The 23,226-nt window shown below is 43.3% G+C and carries 24 protein-coding genes and 1 other RNA gene; 4 read left to right on the top strand and 21 right to left on the bottom strand.

Annotation, left to right across the window (positions count from 1 at the left end):
• Positions 1–338 precede the first annotated feature (338 nt).
• Positions 339–977 (top strand): uracil phosphoribosyltransferase, encoded by a 639-nt coding sequence (gene upp / locus DRED_RS07145; RefSeq protein ID WP_011877675.1) that lies wholly within the window; start codon positions 339–341, stop codon positions 975–977.
• A gap of 160 nt (positions 978–1,137) precedes the next feature.
• Positions 1,138–2,406, top strand: a complete 1,269-nt coding sequence (gene uraA / locus DRED_RS07140; RefSeq protein WP_011877674.1) for a uracil permease — start codon at positions 1,138–1,140, stop codon at positions 2,404–2,406.
• Positions 2,407–2,520: 114 nt separating this feature from the next.
• On the opposite strand, the gene DRED_RS07135 is transcribed toward uraA, so the two are convergent.
• Both DRED_RS07135 and DRED_RS07130 read right to left on the bottom strand, forming a co-directional pair.
• Positions 2,521–3,540: a sulfite exporter TauE/SafE family protein gene (locus tag DRED_RS07135; protein WP_011877673.1), complete on the bottom strand. Its 1,020-nt coding sequence runs from the start codon at positions 3,538–3,540 to the stop codon at positions 2,521–2,523.
• A gap of 17 nt (positions 3,541–3,557) precedes the next feature.
• A complete protein-coding gene (locus tag DRED_RS07130; RefSeq protein WP_041274524.1) occupies positions 3,558–3,713 on the bottom strand; it encodes a hypothetical protein in 156 nt (51 codons plus the stop codon).
• A gap of 377 nt (positions 3,714–4,090) precedes the next feature.
• Here DRED_RS07130 and DRED_RS07125 point away from each other — a divergent pair, with 377 nt between their 5' ends.
• Positions 4,091–5,416 carry an acetyl-CoA hydrolase/transferase family protein gene (locus DRED_RS07125; RefSeq protein ID WP_011877672.1) on the top strand — a complete coding sequence of 442 codons (1,326 nt, stop codon included), beginning with the start codon at positions 4,091–4,093 and terminating at the stop codon, positions 5,414–5,416.
• A gap of 53 nt (positions 5,417–5,469) precedes the next feature.
• On the opposite strand, the gene DRED_RS07120 is transcribed toward DRED_RS07125, so the two are convergent.
• The 4 genes from DRED_RS07120 to atoS all read right to left on the bottom strand — a co-directional run bounded on the left by DRED_RS07120 (position 5,470) and on the right by atoS (position 10,578).
• Positions 5,470–6,267 (bottom strand): TIGR02186 family protein, encoded by a 798-nt coding sequence (locus DRED_RS07120; protein WP_011877671.1) that lies wholly within the window; start codon positions 6,265–6,267, stop codon positions 5,470–5,472.
• Complete coding sequence (locus tag DRED_RS07115; RefSeq protein WP_011877670.1) at positions 6,264–7,163, bottom strand: sulfite exporter TauE/SafE family protein; 900 nt, start codon at positions 7,161–7,163, stop codon at positions 6,264–6,266. The genes DRED_RS07120 and DRED_RS07115 overlap by 4 nt, the downstream gene beginning before the upstream one ends.
• A gap of 167 nt (positions 7,164–7,330) precedes the next feature.
• The gene (locus tag DRED_RS07110; RefSeq protein WP_011877669.1) at positions 7,331–8,698 is read right to left on the bottom strand and encodes a sigma-54-dependent transcriptional regulator; all 1,368 of its coding nucleotides are present in this window, start codon (positions 8,696–8,698) and stop codon (positions 7,331–7,333) included.
• A 35-nt stretch (positions 8,699–8,733) separates the two neighbouring features.
• Positions 8,734–10,578, bottom strand: a complete 1,845-nt coding sequence (atoS, locus tag DRED_RS07105; RefSeq protein ID WP_011877668.1) for a two-component system sensor histidine kinase AtoS — start codon at positions 10,576–10,578, stop codon at positions 8,734–8,736.
• A gap of 128 nt (positions 10,579–10,706) precedes the next feature.
• Here atoS and DRED_RS07100 point away from each other — a divergent pair, with 128 nt between their 5' ends.
• Entirely contained in the window at positions 10,707–10,928 is a 222-nt protein-coding gene (locus DRED_RS07100; protein ID WP_041274523.1) for a hypothetical protein, read from the top strand.
• 80 nt (positions 10,929–11,008) lie between these two features.
• Here the strand turns inward: DRED_RS07100 and DRED_RS07095 are convergent, their stop codons facing one another.
• The 15 genes from DRED_RS07095 to DRED_RS07030 all read right to left on the bottom strand — a co-directional run bounded on the left by DRED_RS07095 (position 11,009) and on the right by DRED_RS07030 (position 23,210).
• Positions 11,009–11,548 carry a BON domain-containing protein gene (locus tag DRED_RS07095; RefSeq protein WP_011877667.1) on the bottom strand — a complete coding sequence of 180 codons (540 nt, stop codon included), beginning with the start codon at positions 11,546–11,548 and terminating at the stop codon, positions 11,009–11,011.
• 73 nt (positions 11,549–11,621) lie between these two features.
• On the bottom strand, positions 11,622–12,119 hold the full coding sequence (locus tag DRED_RS07090; protein WP_011877666.1) for a 2-thiouracil desulfurase family protein: 498 nt from the start codon (positions 12,117–12,119) through the stop codon (positions 11,622–11,624).
• A 75-nt stretch (positions 12,120–12,194) separates the two neighbouring features.
• Positions 12,195–13,118 (bottom strand): DUF362 domain-containing protein, encoded by a 924-nt coding sequence (locus DRED_RS07085; RefSeq protein ID WP_011877665.1) that lies wholly within the window; start codon positions 13,116–13,118, stop codon positions 12,195–12,197.
• Positions 13,119–13,202: 84 nt separating this feature from the next.
• Positions 13,203–14,168 carry a cation diffusion facilitator family transporter gene (locus tag DRED_RS07080; protein WP_011877664.1) on the bottom strand — a complete coding sequence of 322 codons (966 nt, stop codon included), beginning with the start codon at positions 14,166–14,168 and terminating at the stop codon, positions 13,203–13,205.
• 180 nt (positions 14,169–14,348) lie between these two features.
• Positions 14,349–14,533: non-coding RNA, 6S RNA (ssrS, locus tag DRED_RS18225), on the bottom strand.
• A gap of 247 nt (positions 14,534–14,780) precedes the next feature.
• Positions 14,781–15,482, bottom strand: coding sequence for a phosphate propanoyltransferase (locus tag DRED_RS07075; RefSeq protein ID WP_011877663.1), 702 nt, complete (start codon positions 15,480–15,482; stop codon positions 14,781–14,783).
• A gap of 8 nt (positions 15,483–15,490) precedes the next feature.
• Positions 15,491–16,945: an acetaldehyde dehydrogenase (acetylating) gene (locus DRED_RS07070; RefSeq protein ID WP_011877662.1), complete on the bottom strand. Its 1,455-nt coding sequence runs from the start codon at positions 16,943–16,945 to the stop codon at positions 15,491–15,493.
• 32 nt (positions 16,946–16,977) lie between these two features.
• The gene (locus DRED_RS07065; RefSeq protein WP_011877661.1) at positions 16,978–17,688 is read right to left on the bottom strand and encodes a cupin domain-containing protein; all 711 of its coding nucleotides are present in this window, start codon (positions 17,686–17,688) and stop codon (positions 16,978–16,980) included.
• Between the two features lie 24 nt (positions 17,689–17,712).
• Positions 17,713–18,258: a BMC domain-containing protein gene (locus DRED_RS07060; RefSeq protein ID WP_011877660.1), complete on the bottom strand. Its 546-nt coding sequence runs from the start codon at positions 18,256–18,258 to the stop codon at positions 17,713–17,715.
• Positions 18,259–18,271: 13 nt separating this feature from the next.
• Positions 18,272–19,594, bottom strand: a complete 1,323-nt coding sequence (locus DRED_RS07055; RefSeq protein WP_011877659.1) for a 4Fe-4S dicluster domain-containing protein — start codon at positions 19,592–19,594, stop codon at positions 18,272–18,274.
• A gap of 18 nt (positions 19,595–19,612) precedes the next feature.
• The gene (locus DRED_RS07050; protein WP_011877658.1) at positions 19,613–19,903 is read right to left on the bottom strand and encodes a EutN/CcmL family microcompartment protein; all 291 of its coding nucleotides are present in this window, start codon (positions 19,901–19,903) and stop codon (positions 19,613–19,615) included.
• Positions 19,900–20,670 carry a cobalamin adenosyltransferase gene (locus tag DRED_RS07045; RefSeq protein ID WP_011877657.1) on the bottom strand — a complete coding sequence of 257 codons (771 nt, stop codon included), beginning with the start codon at positions 20,668–20,670 and terminating at the stop codon, positions 19,900–19,902. The genes DRED_RS07050 and DRED_RS07045 overlap by 4 nt, the downstream gene beginning before the upstream one ends.
• 38 nt (positions 20,671–20,708) lie before the next feature.
• Positions 20,709–20,996 (bottom strand): ethanolamine utilization microcompartment protein EutM, encoded by a 288-nt coding sequence (gene eutM, locus DRED_RS07040; protein WP_011877656.1) that lies wholly within the window; start codon positions 20,994–20,996, stop codon positions 20,709–20,711.
• A gap of 54 nt (positions 20,997–21,050) precedes the next feature.
• The gene (gene eutL, locus DRED_RS07035) at positions 21,051–21,704 is read right to left on the bottom strand and encodes an ethanolamine utilization microcompartment protein EutL (RefSeq protein WP_011877655.1); all 654 of its coding nucleotides are present in this window, start codon (positions 21,702–21,704) and stop codon (positions 21,051–21,053) included.
• A gap of 36 nt (positions 21,705–21,740) precedes the next feature.
• Positions 21,741–23,210, bottom strand: a complete 1,470-nt coding sequence (locus DRED_RS07030; RefSeq protein WP_011877654.1) for an ethanolamine ammonia-lyase reactivating factor EutA — start codon at positions 23,208–23,210, stop codon at positions 21,741–21,743.
• Positions 23,211–23,226 lie beyond the last annotated feature (16 nt).

The following is a 23,226-nucleotide window of genomic DNA, read 5'->3' as shown; positions in this document are numbered from 1 at the left end:
CTTACGCCATACCCTCTAGGGCACGAGAGCCTTTAGGCGACAGCACACCCTATAGGGCACAAGTAAGCCTTAGTTGCCCTTATGCAAATTGGGAAAGTTTTATACTTTCTGATTTGCCAAGTTTTTAACACAACTCTGCACAAACAGGCGGGAAGCCTCCCCGCCTGTTATGGTGCATTTATCTTTCGCCATTATACATATAAAAAATAAATTTCCCTTTATAAAAAAGGAATTTGTAAATTTATATCGAATTTTGGGTATTTGGAAATTGATCTGGCATATCCTATTAGTCTTACTAAGCACGGTACTGCCGGAATACAAAGGAGGCAGTGTAAAGAATGGAAACCGTAACGATTCTCCGTCATCCACTGGCGGATGAACAGCTTCAATTAATAAGAAATAAAGAAAGTGACATAACAATTTTTCGTGCAGCTATGACACGCCTAGGGTGTTTGTTGGCCATTGAGGCTACTAAGGACGCACCCACCAAAGAAATGAAAATAACCACTCCTATGGAAGTTGAAACAACTATATCCGCCTTAGAGGACGATAAAATCCTCTTGGTCCCCATTTTACGTGCGGGATTAGGATTGGTAGAAAGTTTCCTAACTTTTTTACCCAAAGCCAAAGTTGCCCATATTGGTATGTCCAGGGATCACGATACACTGGAGGCTAAGCTTTATGTTAATAGCCTGCCGAAAAATTTAAAGGATTTTAAACAAGTTCTGGTGCTTGATCCAATGTTGGCTACCGGTAACAGTTGTGTAAAGGCTTTGGAGGTCCTAGAAGAGTTTGGAGCCGATTCTTCTAAAATAAAAGTAGCTTGTGCCTTTGCGGTAAAACAAGGATTAGATCAGATTGCTGATAAATTTCCAAAAGTAAGAGTTGTGGCAGGGGTAGTAGATCCAGTCCTTACCAGTATTGGTTATATTTCCCCGGGTTGCGGAGATGCAGGAGACAGGTTATACTTACTCTAATGACAATCTAATATTATGTCTGGCACCTTTAAATTAGTACAGAGAGACTAATAAGGTAGCGATAGCAGGATAAGTATATTCCTATAGTTATTTAGCTCCTTACAGTACTCTGTAAGGAGCTAATTGTTTTTTAGGCATATTAACTAAGGAGGAATACTAAATGGAGAAACGTGAAATCCAGGTAGAAGAAAGACTCCCCTTACTCCAAACCTTGCCCCTGAGTCTTCAGCATTTATTTGCAATGTTTGGCGCTACAGTTCTGGTACCCATCCTGTTCAAGGTGGACCCTGCAACAATTCTACTATTTAACGGTATAGGAACACTCCTGTATATTTTTATCTGCAAAGGTCGTATCCCAGCATACCTGGGTTCAAGTTTTGCTTTTATATCCCCGGTAATTGCAGTACTTAGTAAGTATGATTATAGCGCTGCCCTTGGCGGATTTATCGTAGTAGGCTTGATTTTCTCCGCAGTTGCCTTGTTAATTGGGGCTGTGGGCACAAAATGGATTGATGTTGTCTTCCCACCTGCTGCCATGGGTGCTATTGTTGCAGTCATTGGTTTAGAATTGGCACCTGTTGCTGCCCAGATGGCCGGCTTGGCTGCTGCTGACCCAACTAAATATGTTGCGGATCCAAAGGTGATTACCGTATCCATGTTTACTTTGGGCGTAACTATTTTAGGCAATATTGTGTTCCGAGGTTTCTTAGCCATTATCCCGATCCTAGTGGGTGTCATCTCTGGTTACGTTCTGTCTATCTTTATGGGCCTGGTAAGCACCGAGGCCATTGCACAGGCCAGTTGGTTTGCAGTTCCTACTTTCTACCGCCCTACCTTTGATTTAAATGCAATTATCATTATTATTCCAGCGGCTCTGGTTGTTATCGTAGAACATGTTGGCCACCTCTTTGTAACCAGTAACATTGTCAGTCGTGATTTATCAAAGGATCCTGGATTGCACCGTTCATTACTGGGCAACGGTATTTCTACCATGCTTTCCGGTTTCTTTGGATCCACCCCCAACACCACCTATGGCGAAAACATTGGGGTTATGGCCCTGACCAAGGTTTACAGTACTTGGGTTATTGGCGGGGCCGCCATTCTTGCTATCATTCTTTCTTTCGTAGGAAAATTATCCGCTGCCATTCAAAGTATACCCACACCAGTTATGGGTGGTGTATCCCTACTGCTTTTTGGTGTAATCGCTGCATCTGGTATCCGTATGCTTGTAGAAGCCAAGGTTGATTATAGTAAAGCATCAAACTTAATATTAACGTCCATTGTCATGATCATCGGAGTTAGTGGTGCTCAAATTCAATTGGGTGCTGTTAGCCTAAAAGGAATGGGGCTGGCAACGGTGGTGGCTATGATTTTAAGTCTCTTCTTCCGCTTGCTGGAACAAGCCAATATTAGCAATGAGAATAAATAATGCTTTAAAATTACTGCTTTGAAAAATTTGTTATGGATAAGTAAAGTTTACACCACATAAATACGTGTGGTGTTTTTCTATCTTTTTTTAAGGGTTAATTTCAAAACATATTTACTAAATCCTGTGATATTGGTTTATATTATCTTGTTTAATTCCCTTGGCCTTTACCGATTGAACCAACATAAAAATAATAACACCGCTGAGTATTGCCGCAGTGCTTAGCATCAAATAGGCTGCCAGGGTGGGCATCAGCAACTGTTTAAAAATAACAGCTGTTCCGGCCAGCATTAGAGTTATGCTAAAGTAAAGCCTTATTTTCATTCCTTTAATGTAGGCAGTGGCAACCGAACCAATTTGTGCTCCTATGGCCGCTCCAACTAACATAACGATAGCACCCATAATTTCCACCTTGCCTGCCAGGGCATAGATATACGCCCCCCAGGAATTGGTAATTAAGATAGCAAGCAAGTCCGTACCCACTGCCATTACAGTAGGAAGACCAAGAAAATAAATAAGCATAGGAACTCTAACAAACCCCCCTCCCACACCAAGAAAGCCTGATATAAATCCACTGGTAACACTTAAGAAAACAACAACCCAGAGGGAAATACCATATACATTTGAGGTGGGAAAACTTATAAAGGGCCCGATTCTAAGGTTTTGTATCCAGTTAGCAAGTTTTGACCTTTTTGCCTCTGCCTCTATTTGTTGCTGCTCGGACAGACGGGAATAAAAGAGATATTCCTTTATCATAAAAAAACCTAATGCAAAGAGCAGAACAATGTATACTAGCCTCACGATGGGTCCTATTTGACCAATTTTCTCCAAATATAAAACCGATTTTTTTCCTAAGGAAACACCATACATACCCAGTAGACCCATAATTAGACCAAGCTTAATGTCCACATGTCTTAGCATTAAGTGCTTAAATGTCGCTACTATGGACTTGCCAAAAATATGGGCAATATCGGTCCCAATGGCAAAGACCATTGGAAAGCCAAGTATATTAAGGGCAGGCGTTACGATAAAAGCCCCGCCAATTCCGAAGAAGCCCCCCAGTACCCCAACAAAAAAGCCCAGAAATAACAAGGCCCATCCATTAACATCTGCATTGGCAATCGGCAAATGTAGCAAAGCAGCACCTCCGTTCTCTACTCTCCTTTAATTCCCAGCATTCTTAGCACAATTTCTGTAAAGAGCCCTACCGAAACACCCACAATAGACATTACCGTTACCACAATTAATCCGTATTGCGCTTTATGAAGCTGGTATATTGCGATCATATACTCATTCAAAGCGTCAATCATGTAAAACTCCCCTCTTAATAATTTTAATTGTAATGACAACCTAATTAATCGAGTTAAGATTTCATAAGTATGATTAGACCTTTTGTAGTGACAACTTTGTGACTATTATCACTTATTTTTCTTAGAACAAGATGAATCAAAACCCTAACCTATGCCTCTTTTCACAGCCATGCTAGCATATCTATTTAATGATATCAAGATTTATAAGAATTCCACAATATTTTTACTAGCATCCTTTTATATAATACACAAATCTTATTGCAAGATTTTTAATTTTTCCCTTTGTAATTTCTTTAAAATATGACAACATCTTTCTTTCATTAGCTGATTAAAAGTGATATAATTCACTTAAAGTTGCACTCTGGAGGTGATTGTTTTTGGTATGGTTTAAAGCGGGTCCGTTATTTGAAGACTCTGATAAGTTGCTCAAAATGTATGAAGAAAAACGTATTTCAGCAAAGGAAGCTGTAGCCGTTATTTCTTCTGGGGATAATATAGTAGTACCGCCCGGTGCTGCCGAGCCAGAATTGTTAATGGAAAGCCTGGCAAATCGGAAGGGAGAATTAAAGGACGTCAGAATTCACCAAATGCTGCCTCTACGCGAGGCCAGTTACCTAAAACCTGGCATGGAAAAACATTTTCGCCATGTTTCTTGGTTAACAAGTAGTGTAGTAAAAAGAGGGGTAAAAGAAGGGCGGGCCGGCGTCATGCCCGGCTATTTATATGAGTATCCACAGTTTATCCGGGACATGGAAGTCGACGTTTTTATGGGTACGGTTTCTCCTATGGATGAACATGGCTATTTCAGCTTTGGTGTTTCTGTTGATTACACCATAGCCGCAGCTGGTTGCGCTAAGAAGGTAATCTTATTGGTTAACCCCAATATGCCTAGAACCATGGGTTACAGCTTTATTCATGTATCCCAGGCTGATATGATTGTAGAGGACAGTTCCCCTCTTTTAGAAGTTCCCAAACCAACCCTTAGTAAAAATGATTCTAAAATTGGGGACTATGTATGTCAGATCGTGGAGGATGGCTCAACAATACAACTTGGACTGGGCTCCTTAGCCAATTCTGTTGCTCAGTGTCTCTCTGTTAAAAAAGGGTTGGGTATTCATAGTCACTTTATTACAGATTCCATAGTGGACTTAGTAGAATGTGGCGCCATAACGAATCGGCGTAAAAAATTACACCTAGGTAAAATTATCTGCAGTTCCGCTGTGGGTACCAAACGTTTATATCAATTCATAAATAATAATCCTTTATTTGAATTTCATTCCGTTTCTTATACAAATGACCCCATGGTCATTGCAAAAAATAATAATATGGTAGCAATCAACTCCGTGGAAGAAATAGATCTTTTAGGTCAGTGCGCTTCTGAACCAATAGGCCCTAAATTATATTCCGGAACCGGAGAGCAGGTTGATTTTGCACGGGGTGCCATGAATGCTGACAATGGGAAAAGCATTGTCGTACTTCATTCCACTCTTAAGGGAAGAACAAAAATAGTACCCGTCTTAGAGAGTGGTTCCGTAGTAAGTCTCAGCAAAAATGACGTTGATTATGTTGTCACGGAGTATGGTTTTGCCCGATTAAGAGGAAAAACCTACCGTCAAAGGGCGGAATCACTCATTGCCATTGCCCATCCGGACCATCGAGATGGTCTAACAGAGGCTGCAAAAAAGTTTGGTCTAACCAGATAAAAAATATATAACAATATACCCTATAACCCGCATTGCCTGGCAATGCGGGTTATTTATTGCCAAATCTGTTTCAGCAGCTGTGCCCTTCTTTCTTGTTCTCTTTTCTGCTCAATAAACTCAAGTATCTGTGCCACCGTAAGAAGAATGATGGGTACCATAAACAAAGTAATAACTAGCATGGCTGATATCGACACTTCTTGGGAACCTAAGGACAGTAAGGACGCTGGTTTAATGTTTAAAAGTTGAGGTTGTGAATAAAGGATTTCATTATCCATCACCGTCATGGTTGTAACTTTTATTTGACCTATGGGCATACCGGCAATCAGAGGGATTTCTACCCGGTACTCTCTGCCATTCCTCTCCACAACTCCTTGCCTAATTGCATAGAGATGATCATTCTCCTTTTGTTGTAGGGCAAGGTTTATATAGTCCTGTTGGTGCTTGCTATAGGAATCTTCGGCATTCTGACGCATTCTTATCCATGCATCTGTCTTAAGCTGTTCGTAACCAGATGATACCCCTAGCTGATACCACAACTCTGAATCTATCTTATCAATAGGGATAGAGGTTAATATTTGGTAATATCCAGGAAGTCCCTGAACTTCTATTTCATTAAATTTGATAAAGGATTGATCCTTATAAAGACTTACTAATACCGGTCGTTTAGGACCTTGTAATTTTATGATGATAGGTGCATCCTCTGGTCCCTCACCAAAAACAACTATTTTCTCTTTGGCCGGGTCCAAACCAACCTCGCACTCATTACGGGAAAGCTGGCAAGTAATAGTGGAAGCCAGGGCATGCACCGGGAACAATATTGAAACCAGCATCATTACAACAATCCCTCTCATCCCTGAACACCCCCAAACCAGCCAAGAAGATTACTGGGAAAGCTGAACTGCTGGATAAGAACTTGATGGCCGGGCTGGCCTAACATAAGAGTCCAAAGGGTAAAGGATGTAATTAGAACAAGTAACGCAGCCACTGGAACCGGATAAAGTTTCTTTTTTATCACAGAAGAAAGTACCAATACAGTGATGGAAGAACCCAGGAACAACCAAAGTAATATTTTCAGGTTCAATGGTATCATCAAAAAATCATTCCACATGGCAAAGGATAACATACCAATAAAATTACAAACTGTTGAAGTTGCAACAGCAACCATAACCGGAATATCAAGACAAATTATCAGTATAGGACAAAGTAGAAGGGCTGCAATTGGGCCAAATAATTTACCTGTAAAGGATAGTAACCCTCCCACAATAATGGGTACAATGAAAGATACCTTAATACCACTAAAAGTTAAGAATGTCTTGCCAGGCAATTGATTAATAACACGCAGTGTTATTTTCCTAAAATGATTGTTGGGCTTTGGAAGTAAAGCAAAGGGGCGAATTTTGTAGATGATCGCTCCCACCAGAAGAATAAGATAAGGTATAAATACATAAAGGTTTAATTGTATTCTTTCGGCTAAGAACAAGCCAGGAATGAATCCTATCATAATCAGTAGCAACAGTTTGTAATCAAGATTTCCCGTCTGCCAATGGCCAACTGCCGCAGGGATAATGAGTGCAGCAAAATGAGCCAAACCAATGGGTACTGCCATGTCCGCCGGCAAACCGGTCAGCAACATTAAAAGTGGAACAATCATATAAATTCCTGCATTCCCCAAGACCGGATAAAGAATGCCACCAAGCATGCCAATGAACAAAAATATAAATGATCCTGAGAAAAAAATATGTTCCATCCATCTCAGCCCCTCTTAAAGCATTTAATCTATTACTTAGCAAATTTAATGCCAAAAATTGATCTCTAAATAAATAAAAGAAACGACTGTAATAGCCGTTTCTTTATCGTTACTACCCCATCAGGTGATGACAAACGTGAGTAAATTATACACAACCTGGGCAATTTTTACCCATTTTCTTCAATGCCTAGCTCTTTCATTTTTGCATACAGGGATCTTCTGTTGATTTTTAAAACCTTTGCAACAGTGGTACGGCACCAATTATTCTCTTCCAGTGCTTTTAAAATAACCTTCCGCTCAACATCCGAAATAATTTGTTTTAGGGATAAATTTTCATCAAGGATTTCTAATTCAGTGGGTTGTTGTGAAACCGTTGCCCCCAGTTGGATATCCTCCGGAACAATGATCGCTCCCCTAGCCATAATGATTGATCTTTCAACAACATTTTCCAGTTCCCGAACATTGCCTGGCCAATCATAGCCAATTAATAATTTAATGGCTTCTTTTGAAAAACCCTTAATTTCCTTGTTAAATTCCTTGTTATATTTGGCAAGAAAGTGAGCAATTAGTAAGGGAATATCTTCCTTTCTGTCACGCAAAGGAGGTATTTCAATATTCACTACGTTTAACCGAAAAAACAAATCCTCTCGAAACTCTCCTTCTCTAACACTTTGCTTGAGTTTTCGATTGGTGGCAGCCAGAATACGAACATTAACCTTGATGGTTTTTGTACCGCCTACCCGGTCAAATTCCTTTTCCTGAATTGCTCTAAGTAGTTTTGCCTGAGTTGCAAGACTAATCTCACCAATTTCATCAAAAAAAATAGTACCCTCATGGGCTAACTCAAATCTCCCTACCTTTAAAGAGCTGGCCCCGGTAAAAGCTCCTTTTTCATAACCGAATAGCTCACTTTCCAGTAGACTATCAGGTAAGTTTGCACAATTTACTTTGATAAAGGGGTTATTCCGTCGTGAACTATTATAGTGGATGGCTCTGGCCACCAATTCCTTCCCTGTACCGCTCTCTCCCTGTATTAAAACAGTGGCGTTACTGTCAGCTACCCGCCCAATATCTTTATACACGTTCCGCATACTAGGAGAATTCCCGATTATATTAATGCCAGTAGAACTTGCTGGTTCTTGAGCCTGGGGAAACGTAGCCACCGTATCTGATTGGGCCACTGCCCGTTGGATAAGATCTAGAAACTCATCTAAATCAAAGGGCTTAACAATATAATCAAAGGCCCCCAGCTTCATCGCTTTTATCGCCACTTCCGTGGTACCAAAGGCTGTCATTAGAATAACAGGTATATTTAAACCGGCTGATTTGATCTGTTCCAACAAGCCAAAACCATCTTTTTCAGGCATTCGTATATCTGTAATAAGGACATCCGGCTTGAATTGCATTAATTTATCCTGACACTGAAGGCCATTTGCTGCAGTAGCCACTTGGTATTTTTCCTCTGTCAAAACGTCATACAGAAACTGTCTTACACTTTCTTCATCATCCACTACGAGAACCCGCTTTTTGACCATTTACCGTCACCCCCTAAAGGACTGTCCCTTGTTTATTAACTGTCTATGGGGAATAGGACACGAACAATAGTACCCACTCCCACTTGACTTTTGATCTCAATTCTTCCACCATGGGACCGAATGATTTCATCAGCAATGGTTAAGCCCAGCCCAGTGCCTTTGGCACGGGTTGTAAAGAAAGGATCAAATATCTTCTCTAATAATTCATTCTCTATCCCAAAACCAGTATCTCGAATTTCAACATAAATCATAGTATCACTTTTACTAGAACCCGTCTCCACAGATATTTCGCCACCTTCGGGCATCGCCTGAACACCATTGTAAATAATATTCATAAGTACTTGCTCCACCTGATCCGGATCAATATATACCTTTGGTAAATTCTCCTCGCAACAAATTGTAAAACAAATATTATCTGCATGTGTTTCCTTAAAAAAATTTAAAACTCTGTCAACAAATTCATTTAGGGAAACCTTTGACATCACTGCATGGGTGGGTCTGCTGAAAAAAAGAAGTTTATTAACAATGGAGTCCAACCTTCTTACTTCACGATAAATTGTGTTTAAAGACTTGGTGGTAGGAGACTTGCTTTTTAACCAGAATTGAATATATCCACTGATTGATGTTAGTGGATTCTTAATTTCATGGGCAACACCTGTTACAAGTTTCCCCAAAGCAGCCAACCTTTCCTGCCGTCTCATTTGTTCTTCCAGACGCATACGGGCAGTAACATCACGGCAACTTAAAATTGCTCCCACTACTTTTTTATGGGGGTCAAATAATATGGAGGTGTTGGCCATTAGTTGAAGTTCTTGTGGGCTAGAATGTTTAGTAATATACTCTTTTGTTTCTTGACCTTTTAAACAATTGGTTAACAAATTAATAAGGTCTTGATTATTTGAAAAAACCTTGTGGAAATGTTTCCCCAATACATCTTCTTCCAGCCGAAATATCTTTCTGGCTGTTGAATTTACACTGACAATTTTACCCTCCATGTCCACAGCCACAATACCCGCATCAATACTGGCCATAATAATTTCATTATAATTTTGAGCATTAACTAATCTTGCTGCCAAATTATTAATGGCTATGGATATTTCGCCCAGTTCACCCATGGTGGGGGGTATTACATAAGTAAGATCATTTTCTAATCTTTGTACACCTGTTTTTATATTTGCTACGGTATCAAGATAATTTTTCAGAAGGAAGAATGTACTGCAAAGTCCTAACATAAAGCCAAAGAAAATGACTGTGTAGGCAAAACTCTCTGCCTGCAAAATTTCTTTATTAATACCACCTAGTCTTTCCCCGGCCCAAATAACTGCCTCAACATGATCTCCCACTATAATTGGTGAAAAGATAACCAGTTTTTGATTACCAGGGGGGCCTAAAACAATCTCCAGAGGTTTTTTGGCCCATAGTACTTTATCAAAGGCATCCTTCCATTGAGCTTGTTCAGACCACAGGGTATCTTCAGATACATCCAGAAAAAGATCCTTAAAATCCATATAGGGAAGGTGGCTATCCTGACCCATTTGCACCAGTATAGCTTTCATTTCTGGGGAATAATATCCTAACTCAATTCCTTGATATTTTTGAAACACTTTCATTACTGCGCCGGCCAGTTCCCTGTTCAGTCCTTTAATTTGCTCTGTCCGGTTTTTCTTTATGACGGATTGTTTTCTCATAAGTTCGGAAACATTCGAGGGAATGGTTTGACTAAGTTCTTCCACTGCCAGGGACAATAACTGTCTCTGCTCATCTAAAACCATGGGTTTCGTATGATTTACCATATATAGCATAGCACCAATGATGAGCACTGGAAGTAATAATAAAACGCCTATTAAAACCATCAATTGATTTCTAAATTTATTAATCATAAAATTTCACCTTTGAATTTAGCGTATTAACTTATCTTAGCACTTCCCTTTTTTTCAGCCAACAGAAAATAACATCATTAGTCCTTAATAATTGGGCAAAATAAATTTAAATAGGGAGGTGATATAAGTTGTCAATAATTGATGAGTATAAAAAAGGTGTAAAACATGAACTTCCTGAAATCGAGTATTATCTGCACCGGCCGGTTGGTCATACACAACCACGGGAAATAAAATCTCAAAAAGCCCAGTTAAATAGTGTCCACCAACATGGTACCCAAAAGAGTGTTAAGATGGGGATGGGCTACAAAACAGGTGTAAGAGATATGAAACATAATATTAACCGTGACTAAATACGCCCCCACCCCACCGGGTGGGGACTTTTGTTACTACATAAAAGAAGGAACCCCATTGGGATTCCTTCAGATAATTTCTAGGATAAACCGTCTTTATAATTTTCCTCTTCACGGTCATTATTAACCTGACTATGGAATATTTCTTTTAAGGACATTTCCTCCACATCCTTATCCCTAAAGATCTCTTCCCTGTCAACTTGACTAATCACATCTCGAACACCTCTTGCCCTGGTGGCTGCTTCAATTGCATTGTTAATTTCTTCCTGATTATTGGAGCGGCCCCGGAGGTAGACGGTCCCACCGATACTTTCTGCACCGATATGCTTTAGATTTACACCATTGTTCTCAAGTTCTTCGTAAACTTCTGCAGTGACTTCACCATCATTGATTTGGCCATCGGTACTAATGGTAACGCCATTTTCAATACTCTTTATACCTGAAACCCGAGAAACCAATTCATGCAATTGTCTTCTTTCATGTAAGGTATCCACTAAGCCCATGAGGTGAACTTCGCCCTTTTGGACCTGTACCTTAATACCATAATCCTTGAGTCCATTTGTTCTGTCTATGATTGCCTGTATGTCTTTCTGCAATTCCTTGTCTTGAAATTTTGACATTCTCTCATCTCCTTCGGGATAAGCTTAATGCTATTATTCCCCTAATGAAGAGAGGTATCATTGAAAATCCTTTTTACTGATCTTGTAAAATTCGGTTAAGGGTATTCTGGTCTAATTGTTCCTCGGATAGTACCGTAATTTTATCATTTTTTAAAATAGCTGCAGTTACTCCCATCCCTTGCACCAGTTCCCTTTTAACATCACCCATACAATTGGATATTCGGTTATAAATTCTGTTGCTGCCGCAGGATGGACTCCGTTCCTTTAAAACTGCCATTTTTACACCTTGCTCACGGGCTATTTGTAATACTTTTTCTGCACCCTGCAGAAACTGTTCCGTTACCTCTGTGCCGCTTTCTGTCAGTAAACGACCTTTCCCCTTAAGAATATCAAAGCCATTTCCTTTTTCAATATCCACTGGTTCCCTGGGTGTGGGCAAACCACCTAATTCTTCCGGACAAACCGGAATAGCCTTGCCTTGCTTAACTAATTCGGCAATAGATGCCACAAAGTTATCTTTTCCATTATATCTACATTGTACCCCCGCCAGACAAGCACTTACCAAAATCATGTCTAATCCCTCCAATCATCCCCATGTTAACATAGAGGGATTGTTAGGTACAGTAAATCACCATATTTAGCAAATTTATTTTAATTGAAAGGGTTTTAGTCTTCCCTGGTCCACCACCACCGGATGACCATAGGCTGCAGAACTAAATGCTTCTTCTGCTTCATATAAGGGAACGCCCTTTAACTGAACTTTCTTTAAATCACCTTCTCCCACTCCTCTGAGAGCCAAGTCATACAGATACTGTACAGCCTGGGGCATAAACCCCAGTAATCTAGCTCCAACCACATCGGTGGCCACAGGATCTGTACCGGCAATGACAATATCTGAATCAACAGGCTTACCCTTAGAGGGACCTGTACCGATCATTCCTTTATTACCACTAAGGATTGTAAGGTCTATGGGAATTTTCTCTGCCATGGCAGCAATAAAGCCATGTAAACGTTCGTGTATACCCCTTTGCGTCTTTGGCCAGCCATGAATCTCTGCCGGGGGCCAAGATAGGGCTATATTTTTGATGCCCAGTGATACAGTGGCCTCTTCGTGTTGTTTTATCTGTGTAAAAGATATTAGCACATCGGCTTCCATTATTAGTTTATTAATCGGTGTAGAGGGTGGATAGGGATGATTCAGTTCCAATTCTACATAGGGTCCATAGTTAGTATCCACAAACTCCGCCTGTTCTTGTTGCAATACTTCTTTATAACCCGTTTGTTCAAGCACCTGGGGAGTGGGAGCCCCGCCCGAACCACAGGCCACCACAAGCCTACCAGGATTTTGCCCCTTAATAAATTTTATTAGCTCCCGTAAGGTTTCTGGACCCACCACAGTCCCTGTTTGGGGAGCTCGTGTGTTTACCCAATTGGGAGTAATGACTACCGTATCGCCGGTTTTAAATATTTCCTTTAGGGGTAGCATTTCAATAGCACGACAAACAGCCTGTCCTTCCATAGGATCTCTTGTTATTGAAACCACGGCTCGTTCCACTCTTCTTTTTCTCATATAAACCTCCCCGGAATTTTAGCTAACTTTAGCTTGGTCACCGGGCGAAGTATCTATGCTTTTATTGGTGAAAAATCTATTATTTTAGATGTTCTCAGGCCTACTGATTTGCCAATCCTTTACTTTATTATCACTTATGATGCTAACAATTACCTGCCCAAACTCCGGGTATTTTTCTCCAACCTGATCCCTTACTTTTTGATTAATTTTATCACACTCGAACAGGCAGATTTGTTCGTTTGCTTCAATAATCAATTCTACTAAGTAACTGTTGGCCCCAATGGACATAGAACGTACACTATGAACATCCTTAACACCATCCAGTGTCAATACATAGTTTCCCATCTCCTGAACCAACTCCGGGTCTGCAGACTCACCTAAAATTGCAGCGACATTCTCCTTTGCAGTAGCCAGTCCTATTAGAAGTAGGATAACTCCAATAATAATAGATGCCATACCATCAAATAAAACATTTCCTGTTACAACGGAGAGAATAATAGCCAACCCTGCAATAATGAGACCTATTAAAGCCGCAGAGTCTTCAAGAAAAATAAACCGCGTGGCCGGAGTGGCTTTAGTTAATGCTGGAATAACCTTAAAATACATTCCCATGCCCCTGGCGGGTTCACCCACTTCATGCATGATTGCTTTAATAGCCATAGTCATTGAGTAAATCTCAAATAAAATACTAACTACAATAATAATCAAGTTTAAAGAAATGTATTCCAAATGCTCGGGATGAATGATCTTTTGAATGCCGCCATAGATGGAGAGAGCACCTCCGATAAAAAGCATCCCTAGGCTGGCCACAAAACTCCAAAAAAAGAGTCTTTTGCCATGCCCAAACTGGTATCGGTCATCAATGGGTCGTTGGGACTGTCGTATTCCTATTAAAAGAAAGAAACCGTTAGCCCAATCACCCACCGAGTGTTTAAATTCAGCCATCATCGATGCACTTCCACTTAGTATTGCTCCCACCAGCTTCATTAAGGCAATTACCCCATTTGCCAACAGGGCTGCTTTAATTGCGGATTCACTATTATGTGCCACGGAAACCTCTCCTTATAAAATATATCTTATAATAATTGAACATCTTTATTTTGTCATAGCATATGCAGGAAAATTCATCTTAGATGAAGTCTTTATGATTATGTATAAACAAAGATTTTACTGCCAGACTAAAAATAATTATAAAAAAACCCCCAGGAAAATTCCGGAGGTTTTTTTGCATGTTAACCCGCTTTGCCGTCAGCTTAACGTTTTTAAAATACCCGCTTCTCGCAGGTGGGTATCGGCTAAAATGTTTCTACCTTCCGCTATGTATCCATGCGGCCTGGTATACGCAGCTTAAGGCCAATTCCCGAAAATGCACTGTGGGTTTAAAAATCATCAAGTAACGCACAAAGCAGGAAATATTCTTTAAATACCGTAGCTGTATGATAACAAATAAACTGACGTTATTCAAGGGTTTTAAACTGGTAATATCGGGTTATTCCCTCTCTTTATTAATACTGTCATGCTGATAAAGACAGTTTTATAAGCAATCAACTCTCAGTCATCAGCCTTTCCGCTGGCTGATGACTGAGAGTTGATAACTACATCGTATGTAATCGGCTAAAGCCGTACTCTATCCTGTGAGTACGGCCTTTTCCTCAGAAACTACTACCCCAGTAGTTCAACTAAATCGCCGTTTTTCAGGCCCACAGCATTGGCCTCATCCATGTCAACGTGCATCTCCAGGTTGAATTGGTCACTGACCCGTACCAGCACCTCAGCATAGGTGACACTGCGAGGTCCGTGGGCCCGCACTGACACCCTTTGGCCGTCTCTCAGGCTTAACCAAGCCGCTTCACTGGTATGCATATGAATGTGGCGACTGGCAATGATGGTTCCCTCTGAAATTGTTATGGAACCCTGCGGCCCCACTAGGGTTAGACTGGCGGAACCCTTAACATCTCCTGAATCTCGGATGGGGGCTTTAATACCCAGCTTAAAACAGTCCGAAAGGGCTACCTCCACCTGGGTTTGCTTTCTGGTGGGCCCCAATACCCTTACCTTTTCCAGCACTCCCTTAGGTCCTACCAGGGTCAACATCTCTTGACAAGCATACTGACCGGGTTGAGACAAATCTTTGAATTTTGTCAATTTGGCACCAGAGCCAAAAAGAATTTCCACATGTTCCTGAGAAAGATGCACATGCCGATTGGAAATACCAACGGGTATTAGTTTATCTTTATCAATATTGGTCAGAGACTTTGGAAGTTCACTTGCGTTGCTTTTTCCCTGACTCCGGCCAGATTTTTTTATTTCCTCCAGGACCAGCTTGGTGATTAAATTGATTAGCGCACTTTTATCCACTGTCATCACCTACCCTATTTCAACTGTGCCAGCACCTTTTGCACAATTTGGGCGATGTCCTCCAGTGAAACTTGATCCGCACATTCTTCCTTTACGATCTTTTCCGCCTGGGACACCTTTTCATATTCCCGGATGGGATATGCCAGACGTTTAATATTGATCAGGTGTCTGGGAGTTACATTGTCAGAAGTACTGCTGCCGCCCCAAGTACCGCAGCCCAAAGTCAGGGCTGGTGCTATCCCGGTGGTATAACCGATACCACCTAGGGTAGAGGGTGTGTTGACAAGTATTCTAAATACAGGTTTGTGTAAAGCAAATTCACGGATAATTTCATCGTTATTAGAATGAATCGCCAGGCTATGACCAATGCCTTCATATTCAAGAAGTTGAATGCACCGTTCACAGGCAGCGTGCCAATCCTTCTCACAGTAAAAGGCTAGCACAGCAGTCAGCTTCTCACGGCCCAGCGGATAGTCTTTGCCCACACCTGTCTGCTCGCCAATTAATACTTTAGTGCCCTCAGGAATGTTAATTCCTACCTTTTCGGCGATGAACTTGGCGCTTTTACCAACTAAAGCCGCATTCATACCCTTGGGGGTAAATAGAAACTTGGCTACTTTACTAATCTCTTCCGGGGTCATGAAATAGCCGCCCTGGGCTTTTAGTTCAGCCACAACCTTATCTTTCATACACTCTTCTACTACAATGGCTTGTTCCGAAGCACAAATGGTCCCGTTGTCAAAGGTCTTACTGGCCATGACGCATCGAACTGCGTATTGAATATCCGCAGACTTCTCAATAAAACAAGGTACGTTGCCAGGGCCCACGCCATAGGCCGGTTTACCGGAACTATAGGCTGCCTTTACCATAGCAGAACCGCCCGTGGCCAAAATAACAGCGATGTCATCATGTTTCATTAATTCATTGGTGGCAGCAATGGTATTTTTAGATAGACAACCAATAATTCCGGCGGGTGCCCCTGCCTCCACCGCGGCTTTGTGCATGATTTGGGCAGCCGCAAAAATACAACGTGAAGCGGAAGGGTGTGGCGAAAAGACAATGGCGTTTCTGGACTTCAGGGAGATAATTGATTTATATATGGTGGTGGAAGTTGGGTTGGTGGAAGGTATAATTCCCATGACCACACCCACAGGAGCGGCAATCTCAACAACCCGCTTCTCTTTGTCCTCATTAATAATGCCAACCGTCTTCATATCCTTGATGTAGTTATATACACCTTCGGAGGCAAAACGATTTTTGGTTACTTTATCTTCAAATACGCCAAACTTTGTTTCGTCCACTGCCATTCTGGCCAGCCATTCTGCATTGGCCAGAGCCGCATCCACCATGGCTTTAACAACTCTGTCAACCTCTTCCTGGCTAAATTTAGCAAAGATTTTTTGAGCTTCTTTAGCCTTACGGGCCAAATCCCTGGCCTCTTGTATCGAACTGAGGTCGAAGTCTAGCATTTCTGTCACTCCTATCTCCTACAGAATTCTCCTTATACCTGATCTTGCCAATTGGCAGGGTAGGTTACATAAAGAAACTTTACCGTACCAGGGCTACTAAACACAATTTTGGTTCCCTTAGGAATAAAGAAAACGTCCCCGGGTTTACCCAGGTAGCTTGTGCCGTCCACAATAATCTCCAGTTCACCCTCAATAACGTAATCATACTCATCGTATTTTAATTCCCATTCGAAGGCAGAATTTTCCATTTTCATCATGCCAGCTGCCATGTTAGGACTATCTTCCAAGGGTAGTAAATCTTTCAGAAACACACGATCCCTGGGATTGCCGGTAGAAAAGGGTTCGCAAATCACGGTTTCGCCCCGTACCAGTCGTAAACCGCTCTTATCTTTCTCTGTCACCGGACCTGTAGGGAGATTTGTTCCCTTTAAGGCAGCAATGACTTCTTTGACGATCCACCCCACTAATTCAGGGCTCACCGACTGATCCCCTATGTTTTGGGCCACCAAAGAAACTAAGTCTTCCGTCCCTTTACTTTCCACAACTGGTTCACAAACAGACTGGGTGAGATGTTGTTGGTACTCGGCAGTTGGCTTATCCAGCGAATAAACCAGTTCCACACCAAGGTCTCTGGCTGAATCTTTGGCGGCCGGGGTTACAATACTAGCCGGCCCAACCAGAAGTTGTTGCTTCCCCCTGAGGGCATGATTTTTTATTTCAGCGGCAGTTATCAATTCTTTCATTTATTCATCTCCTAAAACCCTATTTTAAATAATATAGGGATACAAGAGCTTGCTGGGAGAAGGGATTACGATCTGGCTGACCAGTAATCCACTTTCCGCGGTTGACGCAACACCGCTTTCCACAGCCGCCTTGACTGCACCCACATCGCCGGTCAGAGTCACAAAGGACTTGCCGCCAATCCCTATACCCGTTCTTATTTCAATTAATTCCACTTCCGCTGCCTTGGCTGCCGCGTCTGCCGCTACAATCAAGGAGGCGATGGTATAGGTCTCAATAATGCCCAGGGCCTGTAGAGAATCTACACCGCTGGTGCAGTTAATGGCCGGAAAAACTGAGGGATGTACGTTGGGCAGAATAAATTGGTCCACAACTGTTTCCTTACCCCGTTCGACACCGGCCTGTACAGAACTCTGTACCGCTGCTACGTCTCCACTAACCAAAACAATATACTTACCGGGGCATACGGTATTACAAACTGTCAATTCAACTTGGGCCGCTTTCGCCATAAAATCCGCAGCCTCTATGCCCCGGCCAATGCTGTTGAATTCTACCATACCTATGGAACGCACTTTAGTACCCCCTCTAGTCTAGTGCCTGGATAACCACTTGAGCTACGTTTTGCTCAAGTACAACCCCATCAATGCTGGCATGCACCCGAGCCCCCAGCTTGCCTTCGGGAATTTCACCAATTAATTGGCCACGCTCCACCAAGTCCCCCACCTCTACCACTGGTTGGCAGGGAACACCAATATGTTGCCGTAGCAGGATGGTTACCTTCTTAGGCTTATTGGCCAATTCTTTTACCGGAGCAGGTTTGTCATATTCCTTAAGAGCCAATCGAGAAATAAGACGCTTAACCGGAATCTTTCGCTCATCCCTGCTCTTGGCAGCTTCTGGTTCTGTGCCGTCACCCTGATAGCGAATACCTGCTGCCACAAGTTGGCCTTTCAGACTGGTGTTCACCCATCTGGGGGATAATCTCATAGGACAAGCATACTCGCAAACTCCACACTCGCAGCAAAGCAAAGAGGATTTAATAGCCTGAGAATCTGCCTTGCCATAGGCCATGGCCCGCATGATCAGGTGAGGCTGTAAGTTATGTCCCAATAAATTCCGGGGGCACATCTCGGTGCAGCGGGCACAACCCATACAAACCGAGCGAGCCTGCCGCAAATAAACCTCCAGAGGAGCTTTTCTGGCTGTAACCAAGGGATGATCCTCCGGCACAACAATTAAACCCTTGGTGGTTTTGGTCACCGGGGTATCCCAATCTTCCACCAACTTGCCCATCATCGGCCCCCCTTCGATCAGGGCCAATCCTTCTTGCTTTTGAACTCCAGCCTGGGCCAGAATTTCCCGCTTGGAGGTACCAATTGGTGCCTGACAGGTAAAGGGTTCCGTTACTCGACCTGTTACGGTCAACCAGGTATCTGTCACAGGTTGCCCTTCCAGGGAGGCAGCCACATTCAAAACGGTTTCCACATTACTAACAATACAATCTACCTGCAGAGGTATGCCCGCCTCAGGTATCGATTTGCCGGTTACTTCCCGAACCATAACCTGTTCGTCTCCGGCAGGATAAAAATCATCCAGCTTAAATATCTCTATCCTTGGGTCAGTTATACAGGAAGAAAGCTGTTCGATGGCGACGGTATACTTTTTCTTAAGTGCAATGACGCCTCGTTTGGCACCCACCGCGTCCAGCAACATGGACAAGCCCTTTAAAAGATTCCGGGGCATGTCTCTCATTAACTGCTGATCTACCCGCAGTAGGGGTTCGCACTCTGCTCCGTTAATGATTACACAGTCAACCTTCGCCGAAGTTTTTACATGGGTGGGAAAGCCGGCTCCACCGGCGCCTACCACGCCTGCATCATGGATTGCCCGCACCACATCGCCTGACAAACCCCATCACCCCGCTTCCTATCTTTCTTCGTCAATGATTCCTATAATGGCCATATCGACGGGCGTTTCCTGGAGCCCCTCGATTTGTCGAGCTGAGCTGCCGCGGCTGACCAGCACCTTCTCTCCAATACCGGCCCCTACTAGGTCAGCAGCTACAACTACTTTACGTTTCTTACGCCTGTCTATCTTATCGCTATCTTCCAGATCGCTCAAGGTTTCCAATATCTCCACAATCATAAACTTAACCCCAGTCAGGGAAGTTTCTTTACGGGTAGCCCAAACGCTGCTAACCACCTTACCTAAAATCAAAGGGTTTCACCCCCGTTTGATTTTCCTGCTAACAATTTGCACATCATAATATAAATCATGCTACTCATCCGATTTAGGGTTTCCATGATATCTTTACGTTCGGTTTCACCATTCTCCCGAACAAAACCATCTGCCGCCACTAATTCTGTTTCCCTAATTGAGGTACGCAACAGGTTCAGCCGCGCCATTATCTTCCCATGGGCAGGTGAAGGTAAAAAATGTTTGACTCCTAGGTGTTTATCGGGGTGATGAGAAATTTCTCGAATTTCGTTGGAGGTTAGCCCCGCAAAACCAGGCTCGGGCAGTTCTTCGCCGGTTACTTCAGCCCGTAACACCGCCCTAGCCAGAGTTAATACCTCTTCCAGCTCTTTAGCCATCTGACCATAACCAAAGGTCTGCAAGTCAATGATGGTATCAATGGCCAGGGCCTGGAAGGAATCTAGTTTACCCCTTAATCGAATCACAGGGTGTCGTTTGTCCACCAGATTTTTGCCCTTTAATTGGGTCATATGTTCCGGCTTTTTTTCGCTAAACTGTCCATTTGGCAGCAGATATCCCTTTTCTCTGGCTGTTCCCTTGCATTCAACCTGTTTGTCAGTAAAAGATGGGGCGGGGGAGGGGTTTTCCCCCGTCACCACCTTAATTTTTCTTTCATTGAGAAACTGAGTTGCCGCCGGGGTCAGCCTGCAGTTGGGAGGAAGGTGAAAAGTAGCAAAGGGATTTTTAAAGTACTGATCCCTTAGTTCTAACTCTGTAAAAACTCTCATCTATCAACCCTCCTCAACTAGAGCTTCTTCATGATAGACTATTGCTTTTCATTCATTGGCAATACCAGTTCGACATCACCATGGGGTCTGGGAATGACATGGACGGAAATCAGTTCGCCAACCCGCTGAGCAGCCGCTGCACCTGCATCGGTGGCAGCTTTAACAGCACCCACATCGCCTCTTACCATCACGGTTACCAAACCACCGCCAACATGAACCTTGCCAATCAGATAAACGTTAGCAGCCTTTACCATAGCGTCAGCAGCTTCGATAGCACCGATTAAACCCTTGGTTTCAATCATACCCAGTGCGTTTGTATTACTCATTAGTCATTACCTCCTAATATTTTTAGCTATTTATTTAATTAGAAATTAAATCTATTAGAATTCCCTTGGCTGACGGGCCACAGAGAGTACCGCCTCCTTAAATGCCTCTGCAGCAGCGGTACAGGCGCTCTGTGTGCCGGTCAGGAGTGCCCCGCCAAAGTTGGTCTCGCTAGGTGGTCCAAACCATTGTTTCATCTCAACATCCGCAGCTTTTAAAGCCGCATCCACTGCAAAAATTGATTCAATGGGTGGCGCAATCAGGTAGGCCAGAGGCTCTCCCTCGGTAATACCTGCTAAACTTGACAAGTAACTGCCAGTTCTGGATATTACATGGGGGTAAAAGGCAATCTTACCTTCCTCATCGGCAGTATAAAAAAATGCCTCTTCCTCCAGCATAGTGATAGCCGCTTCCAGGCCACTCCTTACCTCGGCCGGACTGGGTCCAGCAATGATACCGATAAATTCTCCAGACAGGGGTCCTGAGGCGTGGGCAGCACCTGCATAAAAGGACTTAGCATAAACCACTTCCACCAGTGCTTTCTTGGTGGCTTCATCGATGGCAGTATAACCAGCATCATCAATGGTACAAGTAAGCATACCGACACTACGCTGATCCGGATTTAATTGTAAACTCTTGGCCAGGTCAGGTGATACATTGGGAATCATTTTAACAGCCAATATATCTGCCTTTATGGGTTGCAACACCATTTTTTTAACCTCCCCTCTTACAAATGTTCTCATCTGTCACTGTAGTTGGTTACTTTCAAATACCAGGGTCTTAATAATAACCGGCACTACGGTACCATCCATGATAGCTTCCCCGATATCGATATAATCTCCGTCTGAGGTATAAAGTTGGTCCAGACATATGATTCCCGCCTGGGTTCCCATAATGGACGCTAAGGATTGTCCCATCACTTTGCCACAATCCTCTTCCATTATCAGTATCAGGGGCTGTCCCGCTGCTACATAATCTCTGGTCACCCCAGCGACTGTAGTAGCCACCTCTTGGATTTGCCGAAACTTTGCTCCTTTCAACCCCCCGAGGGCAATGGCCACCGGTTCTTTGTAACCGGCTGACCAGTAAGGTGCCAGTCGCAGGGACATCCCTCCGGCTAATTCCTCCGGGTTAAGGGGAATATCTCTGGCAAAGGGTTTAATAACCGGCACATTGCGTATGGGAAGTAACTCCTGTGCCACTTTGATGGTACTACCGCTTAAATTCAGTGTATGGGCCCCGGCACCGATAACAGTAGCCCGAATGGTCTCCCTAGGCTGAAGCAACTTCCACTGCTCGCCCAGGAGGGCCTCGCCCAAGGCTGCCCCTAAAAAGGGACCGATATCACCAAACCTACTTCCCTCTTGTAATTGCCAAATTTCTTGACCGGTGTAAACGAAGTCTGCTACCCCACCGGAGATGGTCACAATATGAATAGGGTAATCCAACCTTAAGGACGGTCCCATCATAATACGCTGGCTAATGGATGGCAACGGACCTGGCAGCAGCAAGTTCTTAACAGCTTGGGCCATGGCTTTACTTATAGTCCGAATTTCTTGCAGTGAGAGTCTTTCCCCTACCTCCGCCTTTATGCCACATTCTTCAAGGACTACTCTGGCCGCTGGTGCCACATAGCGGATCCGGTCTCCCCCAGTTTCCAGTTCTACCAGACGCCCTCCTATATTGATGCAAGTGGCATCAATCGGTTGACCTTCTTCAAAAACTGCTAAGTTCGCAGTGCCGCCGCCTACGTCAATATTTAACACCACCCGGTGCAATTCCGACGAGAGGGCTGCGGCCCCAGCTCCCCGCCCAGCAATGATGGATTCCAGTTGGGGGCCCGCTGTGGCCACTACAAAGTTGCCAGCATAGCCGGCCAGGGACTCCGAGATGCTCCTGGCATTTTCCTTTTTAGCCGTTTCGCCAGTTATGATCACCGCACCAGTGTCCACCTGCTCTGGCGAAATCCCTGCCTGATGATATTCCCGAGCAATAATTTGCGTAACTCCCTGGGCATCAATAATTTCCCTGTTCAACAGTGGGGTAAAGTGAATCCCGCTGCGGTAAAGTATTTCCTTGCCGGTTATGGCCATGCGGGGTACTGCCGAGCCTGGCGCTATATTGCAGACCAAGATGCGACTAACCACTAACTGGGTGGTGGTGGTACCTACATCGATACCAACACTCAGTAGTTTTTTGGTGTTCCTATCCTCCACCTGAATTCTCCCCCTT

Origin of the sequence: Desulforamulus reducens MI-1 (assembly GCF_000016165.1) — a bacterium.
Taxonomy (GTDB): Bacteria; Bacillota; Desulfotomaculia; order Desulfotomaculales; family Desulfotomaculaceae; genus Desulfotomaculum; species Desulfotomaculum reducens.
The sequence above is the reverse complement of the archived record's forward strand: the minus strand, read 5'-3'. Positions and strand labels throughout refer to the sequence as shown.